At 52.5% G+C, this 21,311-nt stretch carries 23 protein-coding genes, 4 tRNA genes and 1 pseudogene; 4 read left to right on the top strand and 24 right to left on the bottom strand.

Annotation, left to right across the window (positions count from 1 at the left end; translation table 11 throughout):
* Nucleotides 1-46: 46 nt before the first annotated feature.
* Both RJD28_07855 and RJD28_07850 read left to right on the top strand, forming a co-directional pair.
* A complete protein-coding gene (locus RJD28_07855) occupies nt 47-1,249 on the top strand; it encodes an alcohol acetyltransferase (GenBank protein ID WNV59369.1) in 1,203 nt (400 codons plus the stop codon).
* Nucleotides 1,250-1,252: 3 nt separating this feature from the next.
* The gene (locus RJD28_07850) at nt 1,253-1,963 is read left to right on the top strand and encodes a DUF6320 domain-containing protein (GenBank protein ID WNV59368.1); all 711 of its coding nucleotides are present in this window, start codon (nt 1,253-1,255) and stop codon (nt 1,961-1,963) included.
* A gap of 15 nt (nt 1,964-1,978) precedes the next feature.
* Here the strand turns inward: RJD28_07850 and proB are convergent, their stop codons facing one another.
* The 17 genes and pseudogenes from proB to RJD28_07765 all read right to left on the bottom strand — a co-directional run bounded on the left by proB (nt 1,979) and on the right by RJD28_07765 (nt 13,159).
* Complete coding sequence (gene proB / locus RJD28_07845; GenBank protein WNV59367.1) at nt 1,979-2,758, bottom strand: glutamate 5-kinase; 780 nt, start codon at nt 2,756-2,758, stop codon at nt 1,979-1,981.
* Between the two features lie 175 nt (nt 2,759-2,933).
* Nucleotides 2,934-3,018, bottom strand: a tRNA-Leu gene (locus RJD28_07840).
* 276 nt (nt 3,019-3,294) lie between these two features.
* Nucleotides 3,295-3,378: transfer RNA gene (locus tag RJD28_07835), tRNA-Leu, on the bottom strand.
* 216 nt (nt 3,379-3,594) lie between these two features.
* A tRNA-Leu gene (locus RJD28_07830) sits at nt 3,595-3,678 on the bottom strand.
* Between the two features lie 147 nt (nt 3,679-3,825).
* Nucleotides 3,826-4,431 (bottom strand): cytidylate kinase-like family protein, encoded by a 606-nt coding sequence (locus tag RJD28_07825; protein ID WNV59366.1) that lies wholly within the window; start codon nt 4,429-4,431, stop codon nt 3,826-3,828.
* Between the two features lie 53 nt (nt 4,432-4,484).
* Complete coding sequence (locus RJD28_07820) at nt 4,485-5,288, bottom strand: SseB family protein (GenBank protein ID WNV59365.1); 804 nt, start codon at nt 5,286-5,288, stop codon at nt 4,485-4,487.
* A gap of 154 nt (nt 5,289-5,442) precedes the next feature.
* Nucleotides 5,443-5,514, bottom strand: a tRNA-Asn gene (locus RJD28_07815).
* Nucleotides 5,515-5,552: 38 nt separating this feature from the next.
* On the bottom strand, nt 5,553-6,659 hold the full coding sequence (gene eutH, locus RJD28_07810) for an ethanolamine utilization protein EutH (protein WNV59364.1): 1,107 nt from the start codon (nt 6,657-6,659) through the stop codon (nt 5,553-5,555).
* A gap of 99 nt (nt 6,660-6,758) precedes the next feature.
* Entirely contained in the window at nt 6,759-7,115 is a 357-nt protein-coding gene (gene rplT, locus RJD28_07805) for a 50S ribosomal protein L20 (protein WNV59363.1), read from the bottom strand.
* Nucleotides 7,116-7,145: 30 nt separating this feature from the next.
* The gene (gene rpmI / locus RJD28_07800) at nt 7,146-7,343 is read right to left on the bottom strand and encodes a 50S ribosomal protein L35 (GenBank protein WNV59362.1); all 198 of its coding nucleotides are present in this window, start codon (nt 7,341-7,343) and stop codon (nt 7,146-7,148) included.
* A 39-nt stretch (nt 7,344-7,382) separates the two neighbouring features.
* Nucleotides 7,383-7,877 (bottom strand): translation initiation factor IF-3, encoded by a 495-nt coding sequence (infC, locus tag RJD28_07795; GenBank protein ID WNV59361.1) that lies wholly within the window; start codon nt 7,875-7,877, stop codon nt 7,383-7,385.
* 302 nt (nt 7,878-8,179) lie between these two features.
* Nucleotides 8,180-8,734 (bottom strand): pyruvate kinase, encoded by a 555-nt coding sequence (locus RJD28_07790; protein WNV59360.1) that lies wholly within the window; start codon nt 8,732-8,734, stop codon nt 8,180-8,182.
* 91 nt (nt 8,735-8,825) lie between these two features.
* Nucleotides 8,826-9,113: pseudogene (locus RJD28_07785) on the bottom strand (pyruvate kinase).
* Between the two features lie 173 nt (nt 9,114-9,286).
* On the bottom strand, nt 9,287-10,114 hold the full coding sequence (locus tag RJD28_07780) for an undecaprenyl-diphosphate phosphatase (GenBank protein ID WNV59359.1): 828 nt from the start codon (nt 10,112-10,114) through the stop codon (nt 9,287-9,289).
* 268 nt (nt 10,115-10,382) lie between these two features.
* Nucleotides 10,383-10,706 carry a DUF1540 domain-containing protein gene (locus RJD28_07775; GenBank protein WNV59358.1) on the bottom strand — a complete coding sequence of 108 codons (324 nt, stop codon included), beginning with the start codon at nt 10,704-10,706 and terminating at the stop codon, nt 10,383-10,385.
* Between the two features lie 118 nt (nt 10,707-10,824).
* The gene (locus RJD28_07770) at nt 10,825-11,682 is read right to left on the bottom strand and encodes a YjjW family glycine radical enzyme activase (protein ID WNV59357.1); all 858 of its coding nucleotides are present in this window, start codon (nt 11,680-11,682) and stop codon (nt 10,825-10,827) included.
* Nucleotides 11,675-13,159: a YjjI family glycine radical enzyme gene (locus RJD28_07765; GenBank protein WNV59356.1), complete on the bottom strand. Its 1,485-nt coding sequence runs from the start codon at nt 13,157-13,159 to the stop codon at nt 11,675-11,677. Before RJD28_07765 ends, RJD28_07770 begins: the two co-directional genes overlap by 8 nt.
* A gap of 371 nt (nt 13,160-13,530) precedes the next feature.
* Between RJD28_07765 and RJD28_07760 the strand changes: the two genes are divergently transcribed.
* A complete protein-coding gene (locus tag RJD28_07760) occupies nt 13,531-14,031 on the top strand; it encodes an SEC-C metal-binding domain-containing protein (protein ID WNV59355.1) in 501 nt (166 codons plus the stop codon).
* A gap of 68 nt (nt 14,032-14,099) precedes the next feature.
* Here the strand turns inward: RJD28_07760 and RJD28_07755 are convergent, their stop codons facing one another.
* From RJD28_07755 to murI, 4 genes are all read right to left on the bottom strand, one after another.
* The gene (locus RJD28_07755) at nt 14,100-16,160 is read right to left on the bottom strand and encodes a M56 family metallopeptidase (GenBank protein WNV59354.1); all 2,061 of its coding nucleotides are present in this window, start codon (nt 16,158-16,160) and stop codon (nt 14,100-14,102) included.
* A gap of 3 nt (nt 16,161-16,163) precedes the next feature.
* A complete protein-coding gene (locus tag RJD28_07750; protein WNV59353.1) occupies nt 16,164-16,526 on the bottom strand; it encodes a BlaI/MecI/CopY family transcriptional regulator in 363 nt (120 codons plus the stop codon).
* A gap of 145 nt (nt 16,527-16,671) precedes the next feature.
* Nucleotides 16,672-16,902 (bottom strand): hypothetical protein, encoded by a 231-nt coding sequence (locus RJD28_07745; protein ID WNV59352.1) that lies wholly within the window; start codon nt 16,900-16,902, stop codon nt 16,672-16,674.
* The gene (gene murI, locus RJD28_07740) at nt 16,899-17,696 is read right to left on the bottom strand and encodes a glutamate racemase (GenBank protein ID WNV59351.1); all 798 of its coding nucleotides are present in this window, start codon (nt 17,694-17,696) and stop codon (nt 16,899-16,901) included. The genes RJD28_07745 and murI overlap by 4 nt, the downstream gene beginning before the upstream one ends.
* A gap of 66 nt (nt 17,697-17,762) precedes the next feature.
* Here murI and RJD28_07735 point away from each other — a divergent pair, with 66 nt between their 5' ends.
* Nucleotides 17,763-17,984, top strand: a complete 222-nt coding sequence (locus tag RJD28_07735) for a hypothetical protein (GenBank protein WNV59350.1) — start codon at nt 17,763-17,765, stop codon at nt 17,982-17,984.
* Nucleotides 17,985-18,011: 27 nt separating this feature from the next.
* Here the strand turns inward: RJD28_07735 and RJD28_07730 are convergent, their stop codons facing one another.
* The 3 genes from RJD28_07730 to RJD28_07720 form a co-directional block, all read right to left on the bottom strand.
* Nucleotides 18,012-18,620, bottom strand: a complete 609-nt coding sequence (locus RJD28_07730) for an HAD family phosphatase (GenBank protein WNV59349.1) — start codon at nt 18,618-18,620, stop codon at nt 18,012-18,014.
* A gap of 175 nt (nt 18,621-18,795) precedes the next feature.
* On the bottom strand, nt 18,796-20,070 hold the full coding sequence (locus tag RJD28_07725) for an adenylosuccinate synthase (GenBank protein ID WNV59348.1): 1,275 nt from the start codon (nt 20,068-20,070) through the stop codon (nt 18,796-18,798).
* A gap of 272 nt (nt 20,071-20,342) precedes the next feature.
* The gene (locus tag RJD28_07720) at nt 20,343-21,236 is read right to left on the bottom strand and encodes a LysR family transcriptional regulator (GenBank protein WNV59347.1); all 894 of its coding nucleotides are present in this window, start codon (nt 21,234-21,236) and stop codon (nt 20,343-20,345) included.
* Between the last annotated feature and the right edge of the window lie 75 nt (nt 21,237-21,311).

The raw sequence follows: 21,311 nt of genomic DNA, 5'->3' as shown, positions 1-21,311 counted from the left end.
GTCAGCCAATGTCTATCCAACGCTGCAGCGAAAAGATTTTTCTTCCGTGTTCCGCTTAAGCGTCACCCTGACGGAACCGGTGGATCCTGTCCTGCTGGAACAGGCTTTCCGGCTTACCATCCCCCGTTTTCCCACCTTTGCCTCAGCCATCCGCACAGGCCTGTTCTGGCGCTATCTGGAGCCCAATCCCCGGCCACTGCCGCCGGTGCGGGAAGATATCTGCAATCCGTGCATGCCCATGCCTTTCAAGAGTAACAATCGGTATCTCATCCGGCTGTATTATTTTGAAAATACCATCTCACTGGAGGCCTTTCACTCTCTGACAGACGGTACCGGCGGCATGTATTTTCTGCGCACACTGACCGCTGTCTATCTGCGTCTTTTGGGACACGATATTCCAAACGGCCACGGCGTACTGGATATCCACCAGGAGCCGGACCCGGAGGAGCTGGAGGATTCCTACATGCGTTACGCCCGCTCCCGCTTCCGTTCCAAACGGAGCCAGGAACAGGCTTACCGCTTCCGGGGAACGAAGGAACCCTTCTACACGCTGAACATCATCAGCGGCACGATTTCCGTAGAAGCTCTGAAGAAAACTGCCGCCCGCTATCAGGCATCCGTGACGGAATATCTCAATGCAGTTCTTCTATACGCCCTTATGGAAGAGCAAAAAGCGCAGCATCCGGTCCGTGAACGCCCACTGAAGCTGGCCATGCCGGTGAACCTGCGGCGGTTTTTCCCGTCCAAAACCATGCGGAACTTCATTTCCATGGTTTATCCGTCCATCGATCCCCGCATGGGCGATTACACCTTTGAGGATATTATCACGCAGGTACATCATTATATGCGGTATTACCTGAACAATAAATTTTTAAATGCAGACATCACCACCAACGCCGCCACCCAGCGGCACCCGGTGATCCGTACTGTCCCGCTGTTCATCAAGGATCTGTTCGTCCGGCAGTTTTACATCCGGATTCAGGACAAACAGTCCTCGGCGGGGCTGACCAACTTGGGCGTCATTGATGTGCCGCCGGAAATGGCCCCCTTCGTCGATCATTTCGAAGCGATCATGGGACAGCCTTTTTCTGCCCGCACAAACTGCGCTATTGCAAGCTTTCAGGATGCGCTGGTCATCAATTTCGCCAGCAGCATTGTCGAAACCGATATCGAACGCCTGTTTTTCTGCAAGCTCGTGGAAGATCAGGTACCCGTCACCATCCGGTCCAACCGGTCTATGGAGGTATAAACCATGTCCTACTGTGTCAACTGCGGCGTGAAACTGGATCCGTCGTTAAAACGATGCCCTTTATGCAACACGCCGGTAATCAACCCGAACCTGATGAACCCCCAGGAGCCGGTTCCGCCCTACCCTTATCCACGCAAAAAAGGCCAGGTAGATCCGGTGAAGCGCACAGATCTGGCGATCCTGATCTCTGTCGTTCTGGCAGGGACCGCCATCGCCTGCGGCCTCTTAAATCTCCTAGTCTTTCGTTCCAATCACTGGTCCTTCTATGTCATCGGCGCCTGCATCCTGCTGTGGATCTTCTGCACGCCCATGCTCATTTACAGCCGCCTGTCCGTCTACCTGACCATCCTCTTTGACGGAGCCGCGGTGGCGCTGTACGCCGGTATCGTGGCCTATGAATTCCCGGGTTCCCCCTGGTTTACCCAGGTGGCCCTGCCCATCATCGGCGCCCTCACCGTGCTGGTTCTGCTGTTCGCCCTCATTTACCGGAAAGTCAGCCGTTCCATCCTGTCCATGGCCGTGGTCATCGTGCTGGAGATCGCCGCTTTCACCGTGCTGGTAGAACTTCTGACAAGACATTTCGCCCACGCGCCCCTGGAGCTTTCCTGGTCCGCCGTGGTACTCACCTGCTGCGCTGTCATCGCCGCTGCTCTGGGCACCATCCTCACCCGTGCCCGTCTCCGAGAAGAAGTGCGCAGACGGATGCATATTTAGAAAAGAATATGTAGCTTATTTTTTCTTTAAAAAACGGGTGCCAATGGGATCGCCGTCCACAATGCCGTACAGGTTCTCCGGCGTATCCCCGTTGGTGATCACCATGTCGATACCGTTCTCACACACCAGCTTCGCTGCCTTTAACTTCGTGCGCATGCCGCCGGTTCCCTGGGAGGAGCCTGCGCCTCCGGCGCTTTCCATCATTTCTTCCGTCAGATTTTCCACCTCATGGATCAGCTTCGCATCCGGATTCTTCCGGGGATCCTCGGTATACAGCCCATCGATATCACTCATCAGCACCAGCAGATCCGCGCCGATGCACACAGAAACGATGGCTGCCAGTGTATCATTGTCGCCCAGGGCATTGATCTCGTCAATCTCCGCCGTTGCCACCGAGTCATTCTCATTGATGATGGGAATGACACCCAGCTCCAGCAGACGACTGATGGTGCTGCGGATATTTTCCCGGTGGATCTCATTGTCCACATCATTGCCCGTCAGCAGAATCTGCGCCACTGTATGATTGTATTCCCCAAACAGCTTGTCGTACACGTACATCAGCTCGCACTGGCCCACAGCCGCCGCTGCCTGCTTCGTCGCCATATCTGTCGGCTTCCGGTCCAGATGCAACTTGCCCACACCCATACCGATGGCACCCGATGACACAAGGATCACCTGATGTCCCGCATTCTGAATGTCCGACAGTGTCACACACAGCTTCTGTACCTTTCTGATATTTAAAAGTCCTGTTTTATGTGTCAGAGAAGATGTCCCGACCTTGACTACCAAACGCATTGTCTGTTCCTCCTGCTGTAAAAATCCATTTTTCCCCGTAGGGTTTTCGACGTTATTTTACATCAGAAACAAAGGGGATGCAACAGAAAAGACAGCTTCGAGTATCAGATACAATAGAATTTCAGAATGAAAAATAAAAAATACTCTGCAGACACAACATCTGCAGAGTATCCTATGCAGTTGGCGGGACTTGAACCCGCACGAGCGCAATGCTCACTAGATCCTTAGTCTAGCGCGTATGCCAATTCCGCCACAACTGCGTTTCATGCGCTTGGGAAGCTTTTCTGTAACTCCCTGACGCGAATATTATAATACCACGGTGTCCGTGGAATGTCAACACTTTTTGAAAAATAATTTCACAAATTTTTTGAACTATTTTTACAATACCAAAAATACAGACTGACCACCGCCCCATCCTGTCTTTTGCTTTATGCAGAATGCCTGCGGAAACTGCCGGTGCCAAATTCTGCGAAATCGAAAGAAAGAACAGAATAGAAAAATCGGAGATCCTTTCGAACCTCCGATCTTCTTCGATATGCAGTTGGCGGGACTTGAACCCGCACCCACCTACATGGACATGAACCTGAATCATGCGCGTATGCCAATTCCGCCACAACTGCTCATTCGGTGTGTTGCCTGCATCGGTATTACCTGATGCGAGTATTATAATAACACTCTCCAATATAATTGTCAACACTTTTTTCATTTTTTTATACAATATATTTTTTCCGGTCAATTTCCTTTTTCCGTCTGCCGGTAACAGGACCGTATTCTCCAAAAAGAAAACGAGATGAAAAAATCGGAGATTCTCTCTCGAATCTCCGATCTTCATCGTATGCAGTTGGCGGGACTTGAACCCGCACCCACCTACATGGACATGAACCTGAATCATGCGCGTATGCCAATTCCGCCACAACTGCTCAACGATAATTATTATAAGGGATGTTTATCTAAATGTCAATCCCTTTTTCGCAATTTCTTACATTTTTTTGCACACGTTTTTGTGCACACTTTATTATGGTTCTCACCCGCATTCACAAAGCTGCACCTTTGTCCCATTCTGCCGCTTATGCCTGGAGCTGATATTTCCAGCGGATCAGTTCTGCCAGGTATTTCACCGTGCCGTCCACGCCTAGGTAACTGCTGTCGATCATCAGGTCTTTGCCGTCCTTGGAATCCCACTCTCCGTCTGAGAAATAGGAATAGTAGTTTTTCCGGCTCTTGTCCATCCGACGGATCAGACGGCGCGCCTCCTGCTCATTCAGGTCATGGCGCTTCATGATCGTATCCACCCGGCGCTCCAGCGGCGCATAGATAAAGATCTTCGTGCAGTTATCGTATCCGGCCAGCACCTTGTCCGCCTGACGTCCCACAATGACACAGGATTCCCGGCCCGCGATCTCCCGGATGATCTCAGACTGCACCCGGAACAGACGGTCATTGGTGGTGCCCATGGTGGAATTCATGGATGCATACGGATCCAGAAACCGGTTCAGCAGCTTCTCATCGGCGCTCTCCAGCAGTTCCATCTTCATGCCGCTCTTCTTGGCAGCCATCAGGATCAGATTCCGGTCATAGAAGGATACCCCCAGCTCCTTCGACAGCTTCTCTCCGATCTCACGGCCACAGCTTCCAAAACTTCTTCCAATCGTGATGATATAGTGTCTTGCCATATACAGTCCCCCTTTGTGTATGTCATGGAAAAATCATCTGCTGCTTTTGTCGGTTATTCCATCTCCGCCAGCGCTCTGTTCACAGCTTCCTCCGCCGTCCTGGGCTTGGGCTGGTTCTTTGTCACCGTCAGGGAAAGGCTCACCTCCAGCGGATTTAACACCACGCCTTTGGCCTCCTTGGCCATCACATCCGGCAATTTCCCAGCCGGTACCGGCACTGCCTTAAACTTCTGCTCCCGGTTGAATTTCTGAAATTCAATGATATCGGTAAACAGTGGCTGGTTCAGGGAGCCATCCGGCATCTTCACCAGCGGAATCCCTGGTGTATCCTTCTGTACGGCTGCGATAAAGGTACCCCGCAGGAAATCTGCCTGCAATTCCTCCTGCAGTTCTGCCAGCTTCTGCGCATCCCGGCTCTCCTTGGGTCTTCGAAGCTCCTGGGCAAAGGTCAGGGCCGTCAGATGCAGGGCCGAATTCTCGATCCAGGTGTTCTTCTCATCCTTCTTGATGTTCCGCTTCACCACCGCATCCAGCTGTACCTGTTCCCTGCGCGCCCCGTCCACCAGCACAAGGGCGTTGATGCCTAACGTGTAAAGACTTCCCAGGAAGCCCAGCAGCTGCTTCTGATCCAGTTTTACCGGGCCTGTGGGCTCATTGTGTGCCTTGCGCTGTTCCATCTCGGCCTTCGCATCCGCCTCATTAAAAAAAAGGAAAATCTCGTCATCAAATGTCTCTGCGTCGCACATCACATACGGTGCCTTGGAGCAGAGAGAAAGCAATGTATACAATTCCTGCGCACCTGTCAGCTTCTGTACCAAAGGCTGCTGATCTGCCGCAGTCGGTGTCTGATTCGTCATGTCATTTCTCCTTTGCTGTATCTGTTTCTATGTCTTTATTATACAGAAAATTTTGCATGGCCGCAACTGTCTGTCTTGAAATTTCACCAGTTCACCCGCGCCATTCGCAGACAAAAAAGCCCTGCAGACTCTGTCATCTGCAGGACTTCTTCAGCTCCCCGAGTTGGGCTCGAACCAACAACCCTTCGGTTAACAGCCGAATGCTCTACCATTGAGCTATCGAGGAATTTTTATAAACTTATTATAGTACAGACTTTCATTCTGTCAAGAGGTTTTTTCCATCTTTTCTGAAATGATTTTATCCGGTTTTTCCAGGACGAGGGCCAGCACCGCTCCCAGCACCGCCGCCGTCATTTTCCCGACAAGCATGGCGACAATGAAATCCGGCTCTTCCGCTGCCGCATAGGACAGATGGCCGCCCACCGCACAGGTGCTTCCCACGAAAAAGGCTGTACACACCACTTTTCCCCGGGGATTCATGTCTTTCATCATGTAAAACGCCGGGAACAGGCTGATAAAGGAAAACAGCATGCCGCTGACTGCCGTGCCGTTGATGCCCACCTTCTGGCCCAGCCTTTCCAGATGGCTGCCCGCCCCACGCATGACCAGCTCCATGATGACGAAGCTGCCCGCCATGACCACGCACATACCGCTGACCACCTCCATCACCGGCATCAGATCTTTCATGCCGCCCAGCACTTTCCAGCCGCTGATATAGGAAAATCCGCCCAGTACCAGCCCTGCCAGGGAAGCCAGCTGAATGAGATGCCCCACGCCGACAAATCCCACGGTCAGCCGTTCCGGGATGAAATACAGCCCCAGGATGAGCACCGCCGCCAGCACCAGCACCGGAATCTCGTTGATGAGTGTCTCCCGCACCGAAATGCCCATGACCTGAGCACCCGCAAAGCAGCCCACCGGCACGGTGATCAGCCCAAGCATGAGCCCTTTGGCAAAATAGGAACGGTCTTTTTTCTCAATGATAGATAACCCCGTGGGAATAGTAAAGGTGATGGTGGCACCCAGCATGGAACAGACGACGATGCCGCAGAATACACCGATCTGGCGGCTTTCCATCAGCTCCATGGCCAGGGCATGGCCACCCATATTGATGCCGATAACGCTGGCCGCCATGGCCGGATCAATGGCTCCGGTTCCTGTCCGGTGCAGGATCGCCTTGATGCCCTCGGAAAATTCCGGCACCAGGCACATGAGGCCCGCCATGCTCAACGTAGCTGCTCCCAGAAAATCAATGCCCTCTTTGAACTTCTTCCCCAGGCCCATCCGGTCTCCCGCCATATAGTCCAGACCGCCGATCACAAAGCCGATGGCCATGATCCACATAATGATGTCATTTACACTGATCCGCATACATTCCCTCTCTGTCTTTCGTATTCTTTCGGGTATAAAAAATGCCCTGGAAGCGAAAAGCTTCTCTGCTCTTCGCCTCTGGGGCATTGTCTGTATCGATTAAGCGATCTTGCTCTTTGCAAGCTCTGCCAGTGTTGCAAAGCCTTCTGCATCGTTCACAGCCATGTCAGCCAGAACCTTACGGTTCAGCTCAACGCCAGCCTGCTTCAGGCCGAACATGAACTTGCTGTAGGAAAGGCCGTTGATTCTTGCAGCAGCGTTGATACGTGCGATCCACAGCTGTCTGAACTGACGCTTTCTCTCTTTTCTTCCAGCGTAGGAAGAGGTCAGTGCTCTCATGACAGACTGTTTTGCTACTCTATACTGTTTGGATCTGGCTCCTCTGTAACCCTTAGCCAGCTTTAATGTTCTGTTATGTCTTTTCTTTGCGTTTAAACCGCCTTTAATTCTTGCCATTTCTCAATATTCCTCCTTAACTACTTTCTCTTACAGATACGGTAAAATCTTCTTCATATTCTTAACATTTGTTGCATCCGTAATCGTAGCTTTTCTGAGGTTTCTCTTTCTCTTGGTGCTCTTCTTTGTAAGAATATGGCTCTTGTAAGCTTTATTTCTCTTTAACTGTCCGGATGCTGTCTTTTTAAATCTCTTTGCAGCAGCTCTGTTTGTCTTAATTTTTGGCATTTTATGATTTCCTCCTTAAATATAAATCTTATAATATTCCTAACGTTTTTCGGTTAAGAACATCGTCATACTTCTGCCTTCCAGCTTCGGGGCTTTCTCAACCACCGCGATGTCGGCAAGCTTCTCTGCAAACACATCCAGGATCTGCTTGCTGCTCTGCATATGCGCCATCTCACGGCCGCGGAAACGCAGGGTCACTTTTACTCTATCCCCTTTTTCAATAAATTTTTTGGCAGCGCTGACCTTGGTATTCAGGTCGTTGGAATCAATGTTCGGTGAAAGCCGCACTTCCTTGATGTCAATAATCTTCTGCTTCTTGCGTGCTTCCTTCTCTTTACGGGCCATCTCATAACGATATTTGCCATAGTCGATAATCTTACACACCGGCGGCTTAGCAGTCGGGGCAATCTTCACCAGATCCAGCTCTGCTTCTCTGGCAAGCTTCATTGCATCCTTCGCTGACATAATGCCAAGCTGTTCGCCATCTTCCCCGATCAGACGTACTTCTCTGTCTCTGATCTGCTCGTTAATCATTAATTCGCTAATAACAGTACACCTCCAAAATAAATATTGAATATAAAAAAAGTGGATAGTCAGACTATCCACAAGAAATCTCATACATACGGCTGCGCCGTACAAAAGCTCTATAAACGCCGGGTCACTGTCTCGTGCCAGGGTGAGAGTGGATACTCTGCTTTGTTTTATGCTCTCGCAACATTAATAAATTACCATACTCTATACACATTGTCAAGGAAAATTTCACAGATATGCATGAAACTCCCGATCATGCGCCAGATGCAGCTGCACAGCAGTAAAAAACGCAGGATACAAAGTTATCATACCGGTTCTTTCAGGTATTTTACTGCTGCTTCTCCCGTTTTCACCAGATACTCCATGGCCTGTACCGGATATTTTCCCGCAGCCGTCTCGCCCGTGAGCATCACCGCATCCGCCCCGTCCAGCACGGCATTGAAAATATCGCACACCTCTGCCCGGGTGGGCACCGGCCGACGCTCCATGGAATCCAGCATCTGGGTCACGATGACGAATGGCTTTCCTGCCGCCCGCAAAAATGCTGCCGTCCGCTTCTGCACCGCAGGAAGCTCCCACAGCGGCACATCATTGCCCAGATCGCCCCTGGCAATGACAAACACATCCGCATAGTCCAGAAGCTCCGGCAGAGAAGCGATGCCCTGTCGGTTCTCCAGCTTGGCATAGATGCGCACATGCTCTGCCCCGGCATCCGTCAACGCCTGCCGCAGAGCCACCAGATCCTGCACATCCCGCACGAAGGGCAGCATCACACCGGATACCCCGCAGGCTGCAGCCAGCGACAGATTTTCCAAATCGGATTCTGTCAGTGTGGGGGGACGAAGGGTGCTGTCCGGCACGGCAATGCTCTTTTCTGACAGCAGGGGTGCCGCCCCGCTTCACCTCGCAGTTGAGGCAGTCGCCGAAATTTTCCAGCACCTCCAGCAGGATCTTGCCGTCATCCAGCAACAGACTGCTGCCCCGCTGTACATAATCATAGATCGTCTCCGGAATGGAAATGACGCCTTTGCCCAGAAGTACCTCACTGCCATCGGTGAGTTCCACCGGCCCGGGCAGTTTGCCGATGCGAAGCTCCGGCCCCTGCAGATCGATGAGCAGCTTCAATGGCCGTCCCGCCTCTGCCGCCGCCCGATGAAGCAACTCCACCCAGTCCTGATGCTCTGCCAGACTGCCGTGGGACATATTCATGCGGATGCCCGTCATGCCGGCCACGAACATCTGTCGGAGGATATCCTCCCGGTCACAGGCCGGACCGATCGTTCCAAAATATTCCATTGCTCTCCCCCCTCTTTCGGCCGTTTTCCACGATATAACAATCATCAAAATCTTATATCGCACATATCATCGCTGAAAGTTCAAGTATCTTTCCACGATTCAAGGGTCTACACGTATTAGTTGAAAATCAGGAAGTACACCAGCACCAGGATACCGAGGACGATCCGGTACCAGCCGAACACCTTGAAATCATGCTTTTTGATATATCCCATCAGGAACTGAATGGTCAGGATAGATACCACAAAAGCCACAACCATGCCTACCACCAGCACCACCAGTTCCCCGGCGGTAAACGCGAAACCGAATTTCACAATTTTCAGAAGGCTGGCGCCCAGCATCACCGGCACAGCCATGAAAAACGTAAACTCAGCGGCAACGGTTCTGGAAACACCGCACAGCAGACCGCCCACGATGGTGGCACCGGAACGGGAGGTGCCCGGGAATACAGCCGCGATCAGCTGGAAAATACCGATGATGATGGCTGTCGGGTACGTGATCTGGCTGATCTTGCGGATATGCGGTCTTCTGTATTTGTTCGTATTCTCAATGATAATGAAAAGAATACCAAACAGGATCAGCATGATCGCTACCGTAATATAATTGTAGAAAAGCGCTGTCAGCACGTCGTCGAACAGCACACCCACGATGGCTGCCGGGATGCAGGCCACCACGATCTTGAACCACATGCTGAAGGTTTTCTTCTTGATGATCGGGCCGCCTCCGAAACGAAAAGGCCACAGTTTATCCCAGTACAGCACCACCACTGCCAGGATCGCGCCCAGCTGGATCACCACCAGGAACATATCCAGAAAGGCTTCGCTGACGTTCATCTTGATAAACTCATCCAGCAGGATCATATGTCCGGTACTGCTGATGGGGAGCCACTCGGTGATGCCCTCCACGATACCAAACAACACTGCTTTTAAAATATTCCATATATCCATATGTACGTCCCCTTTATTTTATTTTGCGTATGCTATTATAGCATGAAACCCGGGCTGCCGCAACGAAAGTCTTTGTAAACCAGCAACAAAGAAGGCTGGCCTCCCGCATTTTTACAGAAAACCAGCCTTTTCAGTCTCAAAGCTCACCGTCGTTCTGCGTTTTCCCTGACGGATACGCCGCTGCCAGTTTACACCAGCAGTGCATCACGCTCTCGCAGGAAAATCCCGCTGCACGATGGGGAGCATCACCCCGGGGAAGTATTCTCCCCTATCGACATCCGCAGGAGAAGGTGGAACATTCGGTCTCCTTGCAATCACAGGCATGGGCACCGGCAATGCCGATACGGTCAGCCACACAGTTACAGTTGTCATTGTGCACGCACTCGTGTGCCTCACAGTGGACGCTGGTTTTGGCCTCCGGGGTTCCCGCCTCCATGTTTACGAAGGAATCCCCTCTTCTGGGACGGAAGCTTCCGCAGCTCGTCTCATTCATCACCCGGGCATCGGCGCCCTCCACCTGGATGTTTTCCTTACAGCATCGATCGGTCTTGTTGTAAAAACAGCTGGTTACCGCACAACTTAAATCAGGCATATTTGTAATCTCCTTTCCCGCTGCCGCATCTGTCCGGCAGCTTCAGGATTACTATGCCCATTTTTTGTTCTTTCACTCCCATGCAGGAACAAAAAATCTTTGATTTTCATATTTTTCTCTACGTCACTACGATATCCTGCACGCCCAGATCTCTCGCCATTTTTTCCAGCTTCTGCATATAGGCGTCGTCCGGGGAGGCATGTTCCTTTAATTCTCCTCTGACACCGAAGGTACGGAATTTGATCAGCTTATAGCGTACCCCCGAAAAACGGGCGATCCGGCGGCTGACCTCCTCCACCGTCTGCTCGTTGGGCAGAAAATCCGGTACGATGACCGTGCGCACCTCGTACAGTTTGCCGATGCTTCCCAGGTATTCCAGATTGGCGCGCACAAGCCGGTTGCTGCTGCCCGTGAGCCGGATGTGGGTCTCTTCGTCCCAGGCTTTCACGTCCAGCATGGCCTTGTCCATGACCGCCGTCAGCGCCTCCATCTGCCGGAAATCTTTCTGACCGTTGGTGTCCGCAAAGGCCGTTTTGCCCAGTGCTTTTACCTTTTCGAAAAGCTCCGTAATAAATGCCTCCTGCAGGGTGCACTCGCCGCCGGACACCGTGATCCCCCGGATAAAGGGCAGGGCAGTTTTCAGCTCTGCCAGCACCTCGTCTGTTGTCATCTGGCGGATGCGGGGAGAGCTGCTGTGGGGACAGACATGGATACAGGCATCACAGCCGCAGCACTTTGCCGGATCCCAGGCAATCTTCCCCTCTCTGTTTTCCAGCGCCCCCGCCGGACAGACCGATACGCAGGCCCCACAGTGCGCACACAGGCCAATGGTCTCCGGGTTGTGGCAGTAGGCACAGTGAAAATCACATCCCTGAAAAAAAACGGCGGACCGGCTGCCCGGTCCGTCCACAACACTGAAAGGGATGATCTTATTGACCGGCGCCGTCAGCGCTCCCCTCTCCTGTTGTCTATGCATACTCAAAACCTCTCACTTTACGCTGCATGATCTTCAACCCCTCCTTGGCACCGCTGCCAAAGTTGGTGGTGTTGTCCAGAACAGCTTTTCCCTTGTTGTACTCCTCGATCTCGGACAGCTTCACCAGATACCCGGTGACGCGGATCACATCCGTATCCTTGGAATAGAAGGAAAAATACCGCATGTTCATGGCAAAGGCACCCTTGATCACATCCAGCACCGCCTGGGGATTTTTCTTGGCTGTGGCATCAAAAGGGAACAGATCCCCCACACCCGTCTCAAAATTCTTCTGCATTCTTGCCGTCACTGCCAGATGCTGATAAAACTCCGGCTCCTCACCCACAGGCACCCGCACGTTGGGTGTAGTACCGACATCTGTAGAAATACCCACCTGACCATGCATGAAAATCTTGCCGTATTTCGGCTGGTAAGAAGCCACAGTCTCATGGATCACATCCAGGATCTGCTCCCCGAAGGTATTGGCCTCCTCACCGGTGCCATACCGATCCTCCTGTTTCTCTGCATGCAGCACACCGTTCACCAGCTCTGCCAGCCCCACGATGCCAAACATACCCACAAATTTATCCCGGGAGATCAGTCCTTCCTCTGCCAGGAAGGAATTTTCAAAGAAATGACAGTCATCCACAATGAACCGGATCCGCTTATCAATGATCTCACACTCGCACAGCACCGCCTCTTTCAAAAGGCCTCCCATCAGTTCTTCCCGGCTGTGGGTAATCTCCTCCAGATACCGCAGATTCATTCTGCCCAGCGTATAGCCGCCGCCACCCACCGGCAACACATTATAGCAACTGGCAATACAGTAATTGCTTCCCCAGTCCTTCCGGTACATGGCATCATTGACAAAGCTGGGTTTTGCCGTGATCAGGCCGGTTTTGATGGCCTCCAGTGCAAAATCATCCGGTGTCTCTTCATTATAAACCAAGGACATATTCGGTACCGGCCGCTGCATCTCTGCAGACAGTTCCAGAATGATCCTTCCCACCCTCGTATCCTTCGGCCCGATATCACAGTGGCAGAAGGAGTCCGGGATTGTGCGGTCCAGATGCATGAGCAGCATCTTCACCGCACGTTTCGTTTCCTCATAGGTCGTATAAAAGGGCTCCAGCAGGCGATCCAAATGACCGATATACACCGGCTGCATGGTCACGCCGGGGATATGGTGGTAAATGATCATCAGATCGGATACCGCCTCCCAGATGTCCTTCGGCGGTTCCAGCTCCAGAAATTTGCTTCCCTGAGCAAAAAACTTCTCAAAATCCATGGTCACATAGCGGGGACGATAAGGGGATGCCCCTTCTCCCATCGCCGTTACCACCTGTTTTTCCTGAAAATATTTTGTACGATCACTCAGGACAATGTGATCCTCCAGATTCTCTGCATATTTTGCCAGGGCGATGCAGCGCTGCTGATAATCCATTGTCGGATCTTTGATTATATCCATCAATTCAGACATTTTTCTCTCTCCTTTTCTATCCATAATCGTAGCAGTCCTGTCAGGTTTTGTCAACGAAAAAATCCCCGGGCACATCACCTTTGACATGTCCGGAGGATTTCCAAAAAGGGGAGGATAAGTATTACTTTTTTCTTTTGTCCCTGCAGTCGGAAAGGGGGATTCCAGACTGCCAAAAGCATACGCTGTTTTTCTTACCCGGCAGGCTTTTTTCATCGGCCTGTCCGATAAGATATTATCAGTATGTCCCCTTTTGCCCGGCTTATACACCGCCGTGAAAAAATATTTTGCCTATTCGGACAAAATGGTATATACTATATCTGTCCTGCGGATGGAACCGCAGAAAGTTTCAAGAACAAAGGATGGTAGAAAGCATGGCATTATTAAAGGAATGGAGAGACGTTGCCTACAACGAGAAAGCAAATAAAGGGGATCTGCAGAGATTCTGGGCAAATTATTTTGAGACTGAGAAGAACATTTATATCCGTCTTCTGTCCAATCCCGAGGAAGAATACAAGGGCACAGTAAAGGAGCTGGCTGAACGCCTGGGTCTGGATGTATTTACCATGACCGGCTTCCTGGACGGCATCAACGACAGCCTGGTAACTCCGAACCCCATCGAGGAGATGGAGGAGGACACCGAGGTCAACCTGATCTACGACAAAGAGAAATTATACAAGAACATGGTGGATGCCAAGGCAGACTGGCTGTATCAGCTTCCTCAGTGGGATGAGATCTTCACAAAGGAGCGTCAGAAAGAGCTCTACCTGGAGCAGAAGAAGTCCGGCACCATCGTCAAGGGCGCCAAGATTGGCCGTAACGATCCCTGTCCCTGCGGCAGCGGAAAGAAGTACAAGAAGTGCTGCGGAAGATAATCCTTATTTTATCGTTATTCAAAAGGGATATGTCTGTTTTTCAGGCATATCCCTCTTCTTTTCTGTTTTTATTGTCTGCAATCGTTCCCATAGCCTTTCCAGGCATCAAAATCATACCGATCTGCCTCGTTCACCTTCTCTGTCCGCAAGATGCCATCCTGGGTACTGAGGAGGAGGTGGCTGTTTTCCAGATAGGCGCTCATCTGGTCGGCCCATTGCCGGAAAAGGTCTTCCCTGTAGCGGGTAACGCCCGCGTTCCAGTCCAGTGTACTGCCCGCGATCTGGCGTACTGCCCCGTCTGCAGCCAGCCGGTAGACCTGATAACCGTAGGAGCCGTACTCCTCCCGGTTCTCCACGTGGAGGGTCATGAGATAGGAGACTCCGTCCTGTTCGCCCAGATAGATATTGTTCCAGCCTGCCCGGCTTTCATGGGCCCATTCGGCGTGCAGGAGACTCCCTTCGGCATCCCGGATCAGGACGTAGCCGCTCTGGCCGTCATCCACATTGCCGGTATAGACCTGGATCTGTTCCGTGCCCGGCGCATCACTGACATCGGCCGTTTCTGTGTTGTCCAGGGAATAATAGGTCTCCAACAGTTCTTCCCCATCCATTCTCACCGCCTCCTGCTGCCATGTAAATTCATCCCAATCCGACGGCGCGGCATAGGCGATCCCGTAGCCATAATAACTGCCGGGCATATACACCTGCCGAATCTGGCCGTCTTTGATCACACAGTACAAAACCACATAATTGTCGATCCCATTTTCCCTGATCATGCGCTCAAACGCATCGTAACTGAACTCCCGGATCTCCACCCGGTTCATGGAACTATTTCCTTTATAGGTACAGTCTTCGGAAAATGGCAGGGCCGGATAATGATCCGCCGCTTCTATGTCCTCTATCAGATACCGGTCAACGGCTTTTTCCGTCCAGTCTATCGAAAGGGCACGCACAGCGTAATTTCCATCCGGCACCTGGCCGTCTTTCAGTGTGACCTCTGCCATTTCCGCATAGCTCCCCGTATCCATGGCAACAGCTTCCGTCGCCGCAACGCCGTCTGACACACCGGAATCTCCCTGCCCGTCCACTGCGCCGGAATTGCCCTGCCCGTCATCCATCGTCCCGGAGGCCGTATCCTCGCCTGCCGCGCTGCTGCCCGGATTCACCAGCATCCAGCCCGCCAGCACCGCGCAAAGGAACGTCAGCAGAACCGTCATCCACTTCCCGGGCTTTTTATACCGGAGCACATGCCTGATCCGGCTGCCCGTATCCTGCTCGCCAAAAGCGATAGGCGTCCTGGCCAGCCGGCTCCGCCCTGCTGCCATGGACAGCAGAGAGGTGGTATACGCCTTTTTCACGCCCGGCCCCAGCTCACGGATCACAGCCTCATCACAGGACATTTCCATATCCTTTTCACTGAGCCCGTAGGCCAGCCACACCAGCGGATTGAACCAGTGGATACAAAGCGCCAGCCAGGCCAGCATCCGCCAGAGAGGATCCCGTCTTTGGACATGAATCTCCTCATGGCGCAGAACAAAGGCTTCCTCCTCTGCCTCCAGTTCCTCTGGCAGAAAAATTTTCGTTCGAAAAACACCATATACAAAGGGCGTTCCCGCGCCCGGGAGCCGGTAGATTCGTCCCCGTTCCCGCCTGCCATTTCGCAGCCGTCTGTGAAGCTTTCCCCAGGACACAGCCGTATAGCACCCCATCCCTGCCATTCCCAGCACCCAGATCACGCTTCCCGCAAACAGCCCCACCTGCACCGGATGCACTGAAGTTTCCGGTGTCGCCTCCGGCAGCTTCACGCGGATCCCGTCTCCGCCGCCAAGCTCGGAAAGCTTCACCTCCGGCTGCGCCTGAAAGCCCAGCTCCTCCGTCACATATTCCATCCGTCCATGTACATTTGTGCCACTCTGGAGCATCCCCAGCAGCGAACCCGGCCCCGGTATGGACACCGGACACAGCAGCCGGAACAGTACCACCGCCCAGAGCAGATAGGAAAAGATTCGCGCCCTCCGGCACAGCAACGCCCGGATCACCAGGACAGCCAGCACCATCACACAGGCCGTGAGGCTCATATTCAGCACACCGATAAACGCCCCTGTCAAAGCACCCTCCCATCCGACCATCCGCTACTCCTCCTCGTATTCGTCAATGAGCTTCCGAAGCTCCGCCACATCCGCGTCGCTGAGCTTCTTTCGCTTGGAAAAGGCCGCCAGAAACTTCGGGAGCGACCCCTCAAACCGTTCCTCCAGGAACTGTTCTCCCTGGGCCGCCAGAAATTCCTCCTTTGTCATGCAGGCTTTCACCACACCTTTTTCATTGACAAAAATCCCCCGCACGATCAGCCGTTTCAGCATCGTGTAGGTGGTGGTTCTTTTCCAGTCAAAAGCCTCCCCGCAGGCCTTCACCAGCTCTGCGGAGGTCAGCGGCTCCTTTTCCCAGATCAGATCCGCCAGCCGTTCTTCCATTTCTCCCAACTGATACTGTTCCACTCCCACTTTCTCCTTCTGTGATAAAGCATGTTCCCTGGTGTATCCATAAAAAATGCGTGTCTAATAGTGTTAGACTTATCTCTTTCTTTAGTCTAACACTATTAGACACGCATTGTCAATATCGAATATTCTTTTTATTGATTGTCTAATTTTCGAATTCCACGTACACCATGAAGCCGCTCTCCAGCGTCTCCACCTGCACCACCGTTCCGGTGCGGCTTAAGATCCGGTCGCGGAACGCATAGCAGCCGGACATGGCCACGGCCGGTTCGATGATATAGGCATACAGACCGGATTTGTGCTCGGAAATATGCACTTCGTCCCCGGGCTTTACCAATCCCTCCCGCTCCATTTTAAACTTTTCTACTCTGCTCATGATTTTCTCTCTTCCTCTCCGGCTTTATCCAGCAGATATCTGCTCAGCTCCAGCATTTTTTCATCCTCGCTGCTGTTGTAAAAGATCACCCGGCCCTTTTCCTTCCGTTCCCGGCGAAGCCCGGCTGCCACCAGCCGCCGTCTCGTCTCCCGGGCCGTTCCGGCGCCGCCGTCATAGATCTTTACCTCCGCGGGCAGTGCTTTGCGGATCTCCTCCTTCACCAGCGGAAAATGGGTGCAGCCCAGCACCACCGCGTCCATGTGCTCTTTGCCAACCCCGGCAAACACCTTTTGCAGATAAGCTTCCATCTGCGGGCCTTCCAGAACGCCTCCCTCAATAAGCTCCACCAGCCCCGGGCAGGGCACCTTGATGATCTTCGCGTCGGATTCGTAGCGATGCATCAGATCCGAAAATTTCTCTTTTTTCAGCGTCATGGGCGTGGCCATCACCAGTACCGTGGAATGGGCCTTGGCCTCCACCGCCGGTTTCAGCGCCGGTTCAATGCCGATCATGGGAATCGAAGGGTATTCCTGCCGCAGCTCCCGGATCGCCACACTGGTGGCGGTATTGCAGGCGACCACAATGGCCTTGGCCCCCTGCTCCAGCAGGAAGGAAACGGTATTTCGTGTCAGCCGCAGCACTTCCTCTGCGGTCTTCGTCCCGTAGGGGGCGTTTTTCGAGTCCCCAAAATAAAGATAATCCTCCTCCGGCATGAGCCGCACCAGCTCCCGCAGGACACTGATGCCACCAAGGCCGGAATCCAGCACCCCGATGGGGTGATTTTGTATATCCATGATTGTTTCATCCCTTTTATTCATGTATAATAACAGATAGCAATTTATCCGAAAGGAGCATTTTCCATGAAATCCATAAAACGAATTCTGGCAGTGATCGCACTCATCCTCATCGCTGCCATGTATGTGGTCACCCTGATCCTGGCATTCTCCAGATCAGAAGCCGCCGGCCGGTGGTTCATCGCCTCCCTGGCGTGCACCTTCCTGTTCCCAGCGCTGCTGTACATCTATCTGTGGATCTATAAAGTCGTGACCAGAGATCACGAAAAAAAGTCCGACGACAAATAAAATTTCATGCTGCAGCCACAGAAATCTTTATTGGGGATCCGGCAGTGCCTCCAGCAGCTTCCACACCTCTTCCGCTGTGGTGAACACCTCTGCCCGCATACCAATGGATCTGGCTCCCTCCACATTGGCCGGGATGTCGTCCACGAACAGGCATTCCTCCGGCCGCAGACCGAATTTCTCCACAAATGTCCGGTAAATGGCCGGATCAGGCTTGATCAGCTCCACCTCACAGGAGAAAATACCGCCATCCATCAGCGGCACGAAGGTGTCCAGAATCTCTTTCGTATCCTTACAGCCCCGCCAGGAATAGTTGGACAGATAATAGACGCCGAAGCCTCTCTTTTTCAAGGTCTGTATCCACCGGGGCGGATAGGGTCGTTCATGAATCGTCTCAAACACATGGCCCCAGACCTTACGGATCTCTGTCTCCACCTCCGGTGCTTTCGCGATAAAACGGGCCAGCACCTCTTCCTCGGGGATCGCGCCCCGATCCAGCTCTCCCCAGTCCTTGTTCCGAAATACCGCTGCTGCCACCCGGGCGCGCACCTCCGGCGAAAATCCGAACGAATCCAGATAGCTTTCCCAGTCATAGTCTACCAGCACACGGCCAATATCAAACACAATATTTTTTACCATCCGTAAAGTCCTCCCCTTTTTCTTCCTTTCCGATTCGCCCGTGCAGATTCTCAGCGCTGCCTATACAGACATATCTTCCCTGTCATCAGCAGTTTTTCCCCATGCATACGAAAAACGGGCTCTCCGGCAGCCGCCGTCCAAGCCCGTTTTTCTGCCAGTTTTCACGCAAGCAATCTTAACGATAAATGATGTCGTGTCTCTCCGGTCCGTTGGAAATCATGCGGATCGGGAAGCCGATCTTCTTTTCAATAAATTCAATATAGTTCCGGCAGTTCTCCGGAAGATCCTCGTACTTCTTGATGCCGCGGATGTCGCACTTCCAGCCAGGCAGCTTCTCGATCACCGGTTTTGCCTTCTCCAGCATTGCGGTAGTCGGGAACTCGGTGGTGATCTTGCCGTCGATGTCGTAAGCGACGCAAACCGGAATCTCGTCCAGATAGCCCAGTACATCCAGTACGGTGAAGGCTACATCTGTGGTTCCCTGCAGGCGGCAGCCATATTTGGAAGCCACACAGTCAAACCAGCCCACTCTTCTCGGACGGCCTGTAGTAGCGCCGTACTCTCCGCCGTCGCCGCCACGGTCACGCAGCTCCTGTGCCTCATCGCCAAAGATCTCGCTGACGAATGCGCCTGCGCCTACAGCACTGGAATATGCCTTGCACACCGTTACCACCTGCTTGATCTCGTAAGGCGGGATGCCTGCGCCGATGGCGCCGTAAGCAGCCAGTGTGGAAGAGGAAGTAACCATCGGGTAAATGCCGTGATCAGGATCCTTCAGGGTTCCCAGCTGACCCTCCAGCAGGATGGTCTTGCCTTCCTGGATGGCCTGATATAAGAAAGCGGATGTATCGCATACATAAGGAGAGATCATTTTCTTATATTCCATCAGTTCTGCGAAAACGTCCTCCGGTTTCAGTGCCGGTTTGTGATACAGATGCTCCAGGATCACGCTCTTCTGCTCGCATACGCTCTTCACGCGCTCCATCAGAGATTCCTCATCGTACAGCTCGCTGATCTGGAAACCGATCTTCGCATATTTATCTGAATAAAATGGTGCAATTCCTGATTTGGTGGAACCAAAGGAGTGCTTGCCCAGGCGCTCTTCCTCACACTGGTCAAACAGAATGTGATAGGACATCACCATCTGTGCCCGGTCAGAAACGAGGATCTTCGGCATGGGAACTCCTCTGGATACAACAGACTCCAGCTCCTTGCAGAATACAGGGATATTCAGCGCAACGCCGTTGCCGATCACGCTGGTGGTGTGGTTGTAAAATACACCAGACGGCAGGGTATGCAGTGCAAATTTACCGTAGTTATTTACGATCGTATGTCCCGCATTGGCACCGCCCTGAAAACGAACGATAATGTCAGCGGTCTCTGCCAGCATATCTGTGATCTTACCTTTGCCCTCATCGCCCCAGTTTGCTCCAACAACTGCTTTTACCATTACAAATTCCTCCTAAATGGATACCTTTTTTCGTATCATGTAATTTTGTAAAAGATACAAGCCCTTTTACTTCACAAGTATACTACAGGAGTCTGCATAAGTAAAATCAATATTTATTATATTTTCCATAACTATTGTTTATATCGTTTCAAAGGTCCATCTCACGAACCCGCGCTGACGCGCTCATTCGCCTGCCCCGCAGGCGGTTCGTTCGATGAAGTCGCAAGAAAAATAAATGCCGCTGACGCGTCGCTTATTTTTCTTTTGCTCCTTCATATCAACTTCACGTGCAGCATCTGCAGAAGGTTCTTCGCCGCCAGCGACACGGGATTGTGCCGGTCCACGATCATATACATGCTGCGCTGGGGAATGCGCCGGTCAAATTCCAGCTCAAACAGTTCCCCGCTGTCCATATACTCCTGCGCGAAGTCCGATACCACACAGGCGATCCCCAGATTTTTCCGGGCAAACTGGACAAGCATGTCACTGGTGGCCAGCTCGAACTCCGGTCGGATGACCACGCCCTGCTCTCGCAGAAATTCATCGGTGTATCTTCTCGTGCTCGTATTATCCTCCAGCAGGATCAGCGGCAGGGACAGCAGCTCCTCATAGGAAAGCTTTTTCCCCTGCAGATGGGCGAAACGGCTGCCCGCCACAAAGATATCCTGGAGCTTCCGCACCTCCTGGCTGCGCAGATCCTTCCTCATATGAAACGGCGCTGTCACCAGACCAAAATCGATCTTACCCTCCTGCAAATTCACCAACGTCTCCGGCGTGGTGGCATTGGACACCGTGATCTTGATCTTCGGATATTTTTCATGAAACTGTTCCAGATAAGGCAGCAGGTAATACTGCAGGGACATGTCACTGGCGCCGATCCGGATCTCACCAGTGGACAGGTTCAGCATCTGCATCAGCTTCTCTTCCCCGTTCTGTATGTACTCATACCCCCGGGCCACGTAGGAATAGAGCATCTCTCCCTCCGCCGTGAAACGCACGCCCTTGACCGTGCGGATAAAAAGTGCTGTCCCCAGTGTATGCTCCAGCTGCTTCAGCGCCTGGCTTACCGCAGGCTGAGAAATGGACAGCTCCTCCGCAGCCTGGGTAATGGAACCATATTTTCCTGCATAATAAAAGATCCGGTAATGCTCCAGATTTGTGTTCATCTTCTGTCTCCTGCTGTATGGATCGCCCATTTGAAACGATCCGCCGTGATCATTGCTTTTCTTTTGCTGTGCCTC

Source organism: Oscillospiraceae bacterium NTUH-002-81 (assembly GCA_032620915.1).
Lineage (GTDB): Bacteria > Bacillota > Clostridia > Lachnospirales > Lachnospiraceae > JAGTTR01.
This window is presented reverse-complemented; position numbering and strand designations above follow the sequence as displayed.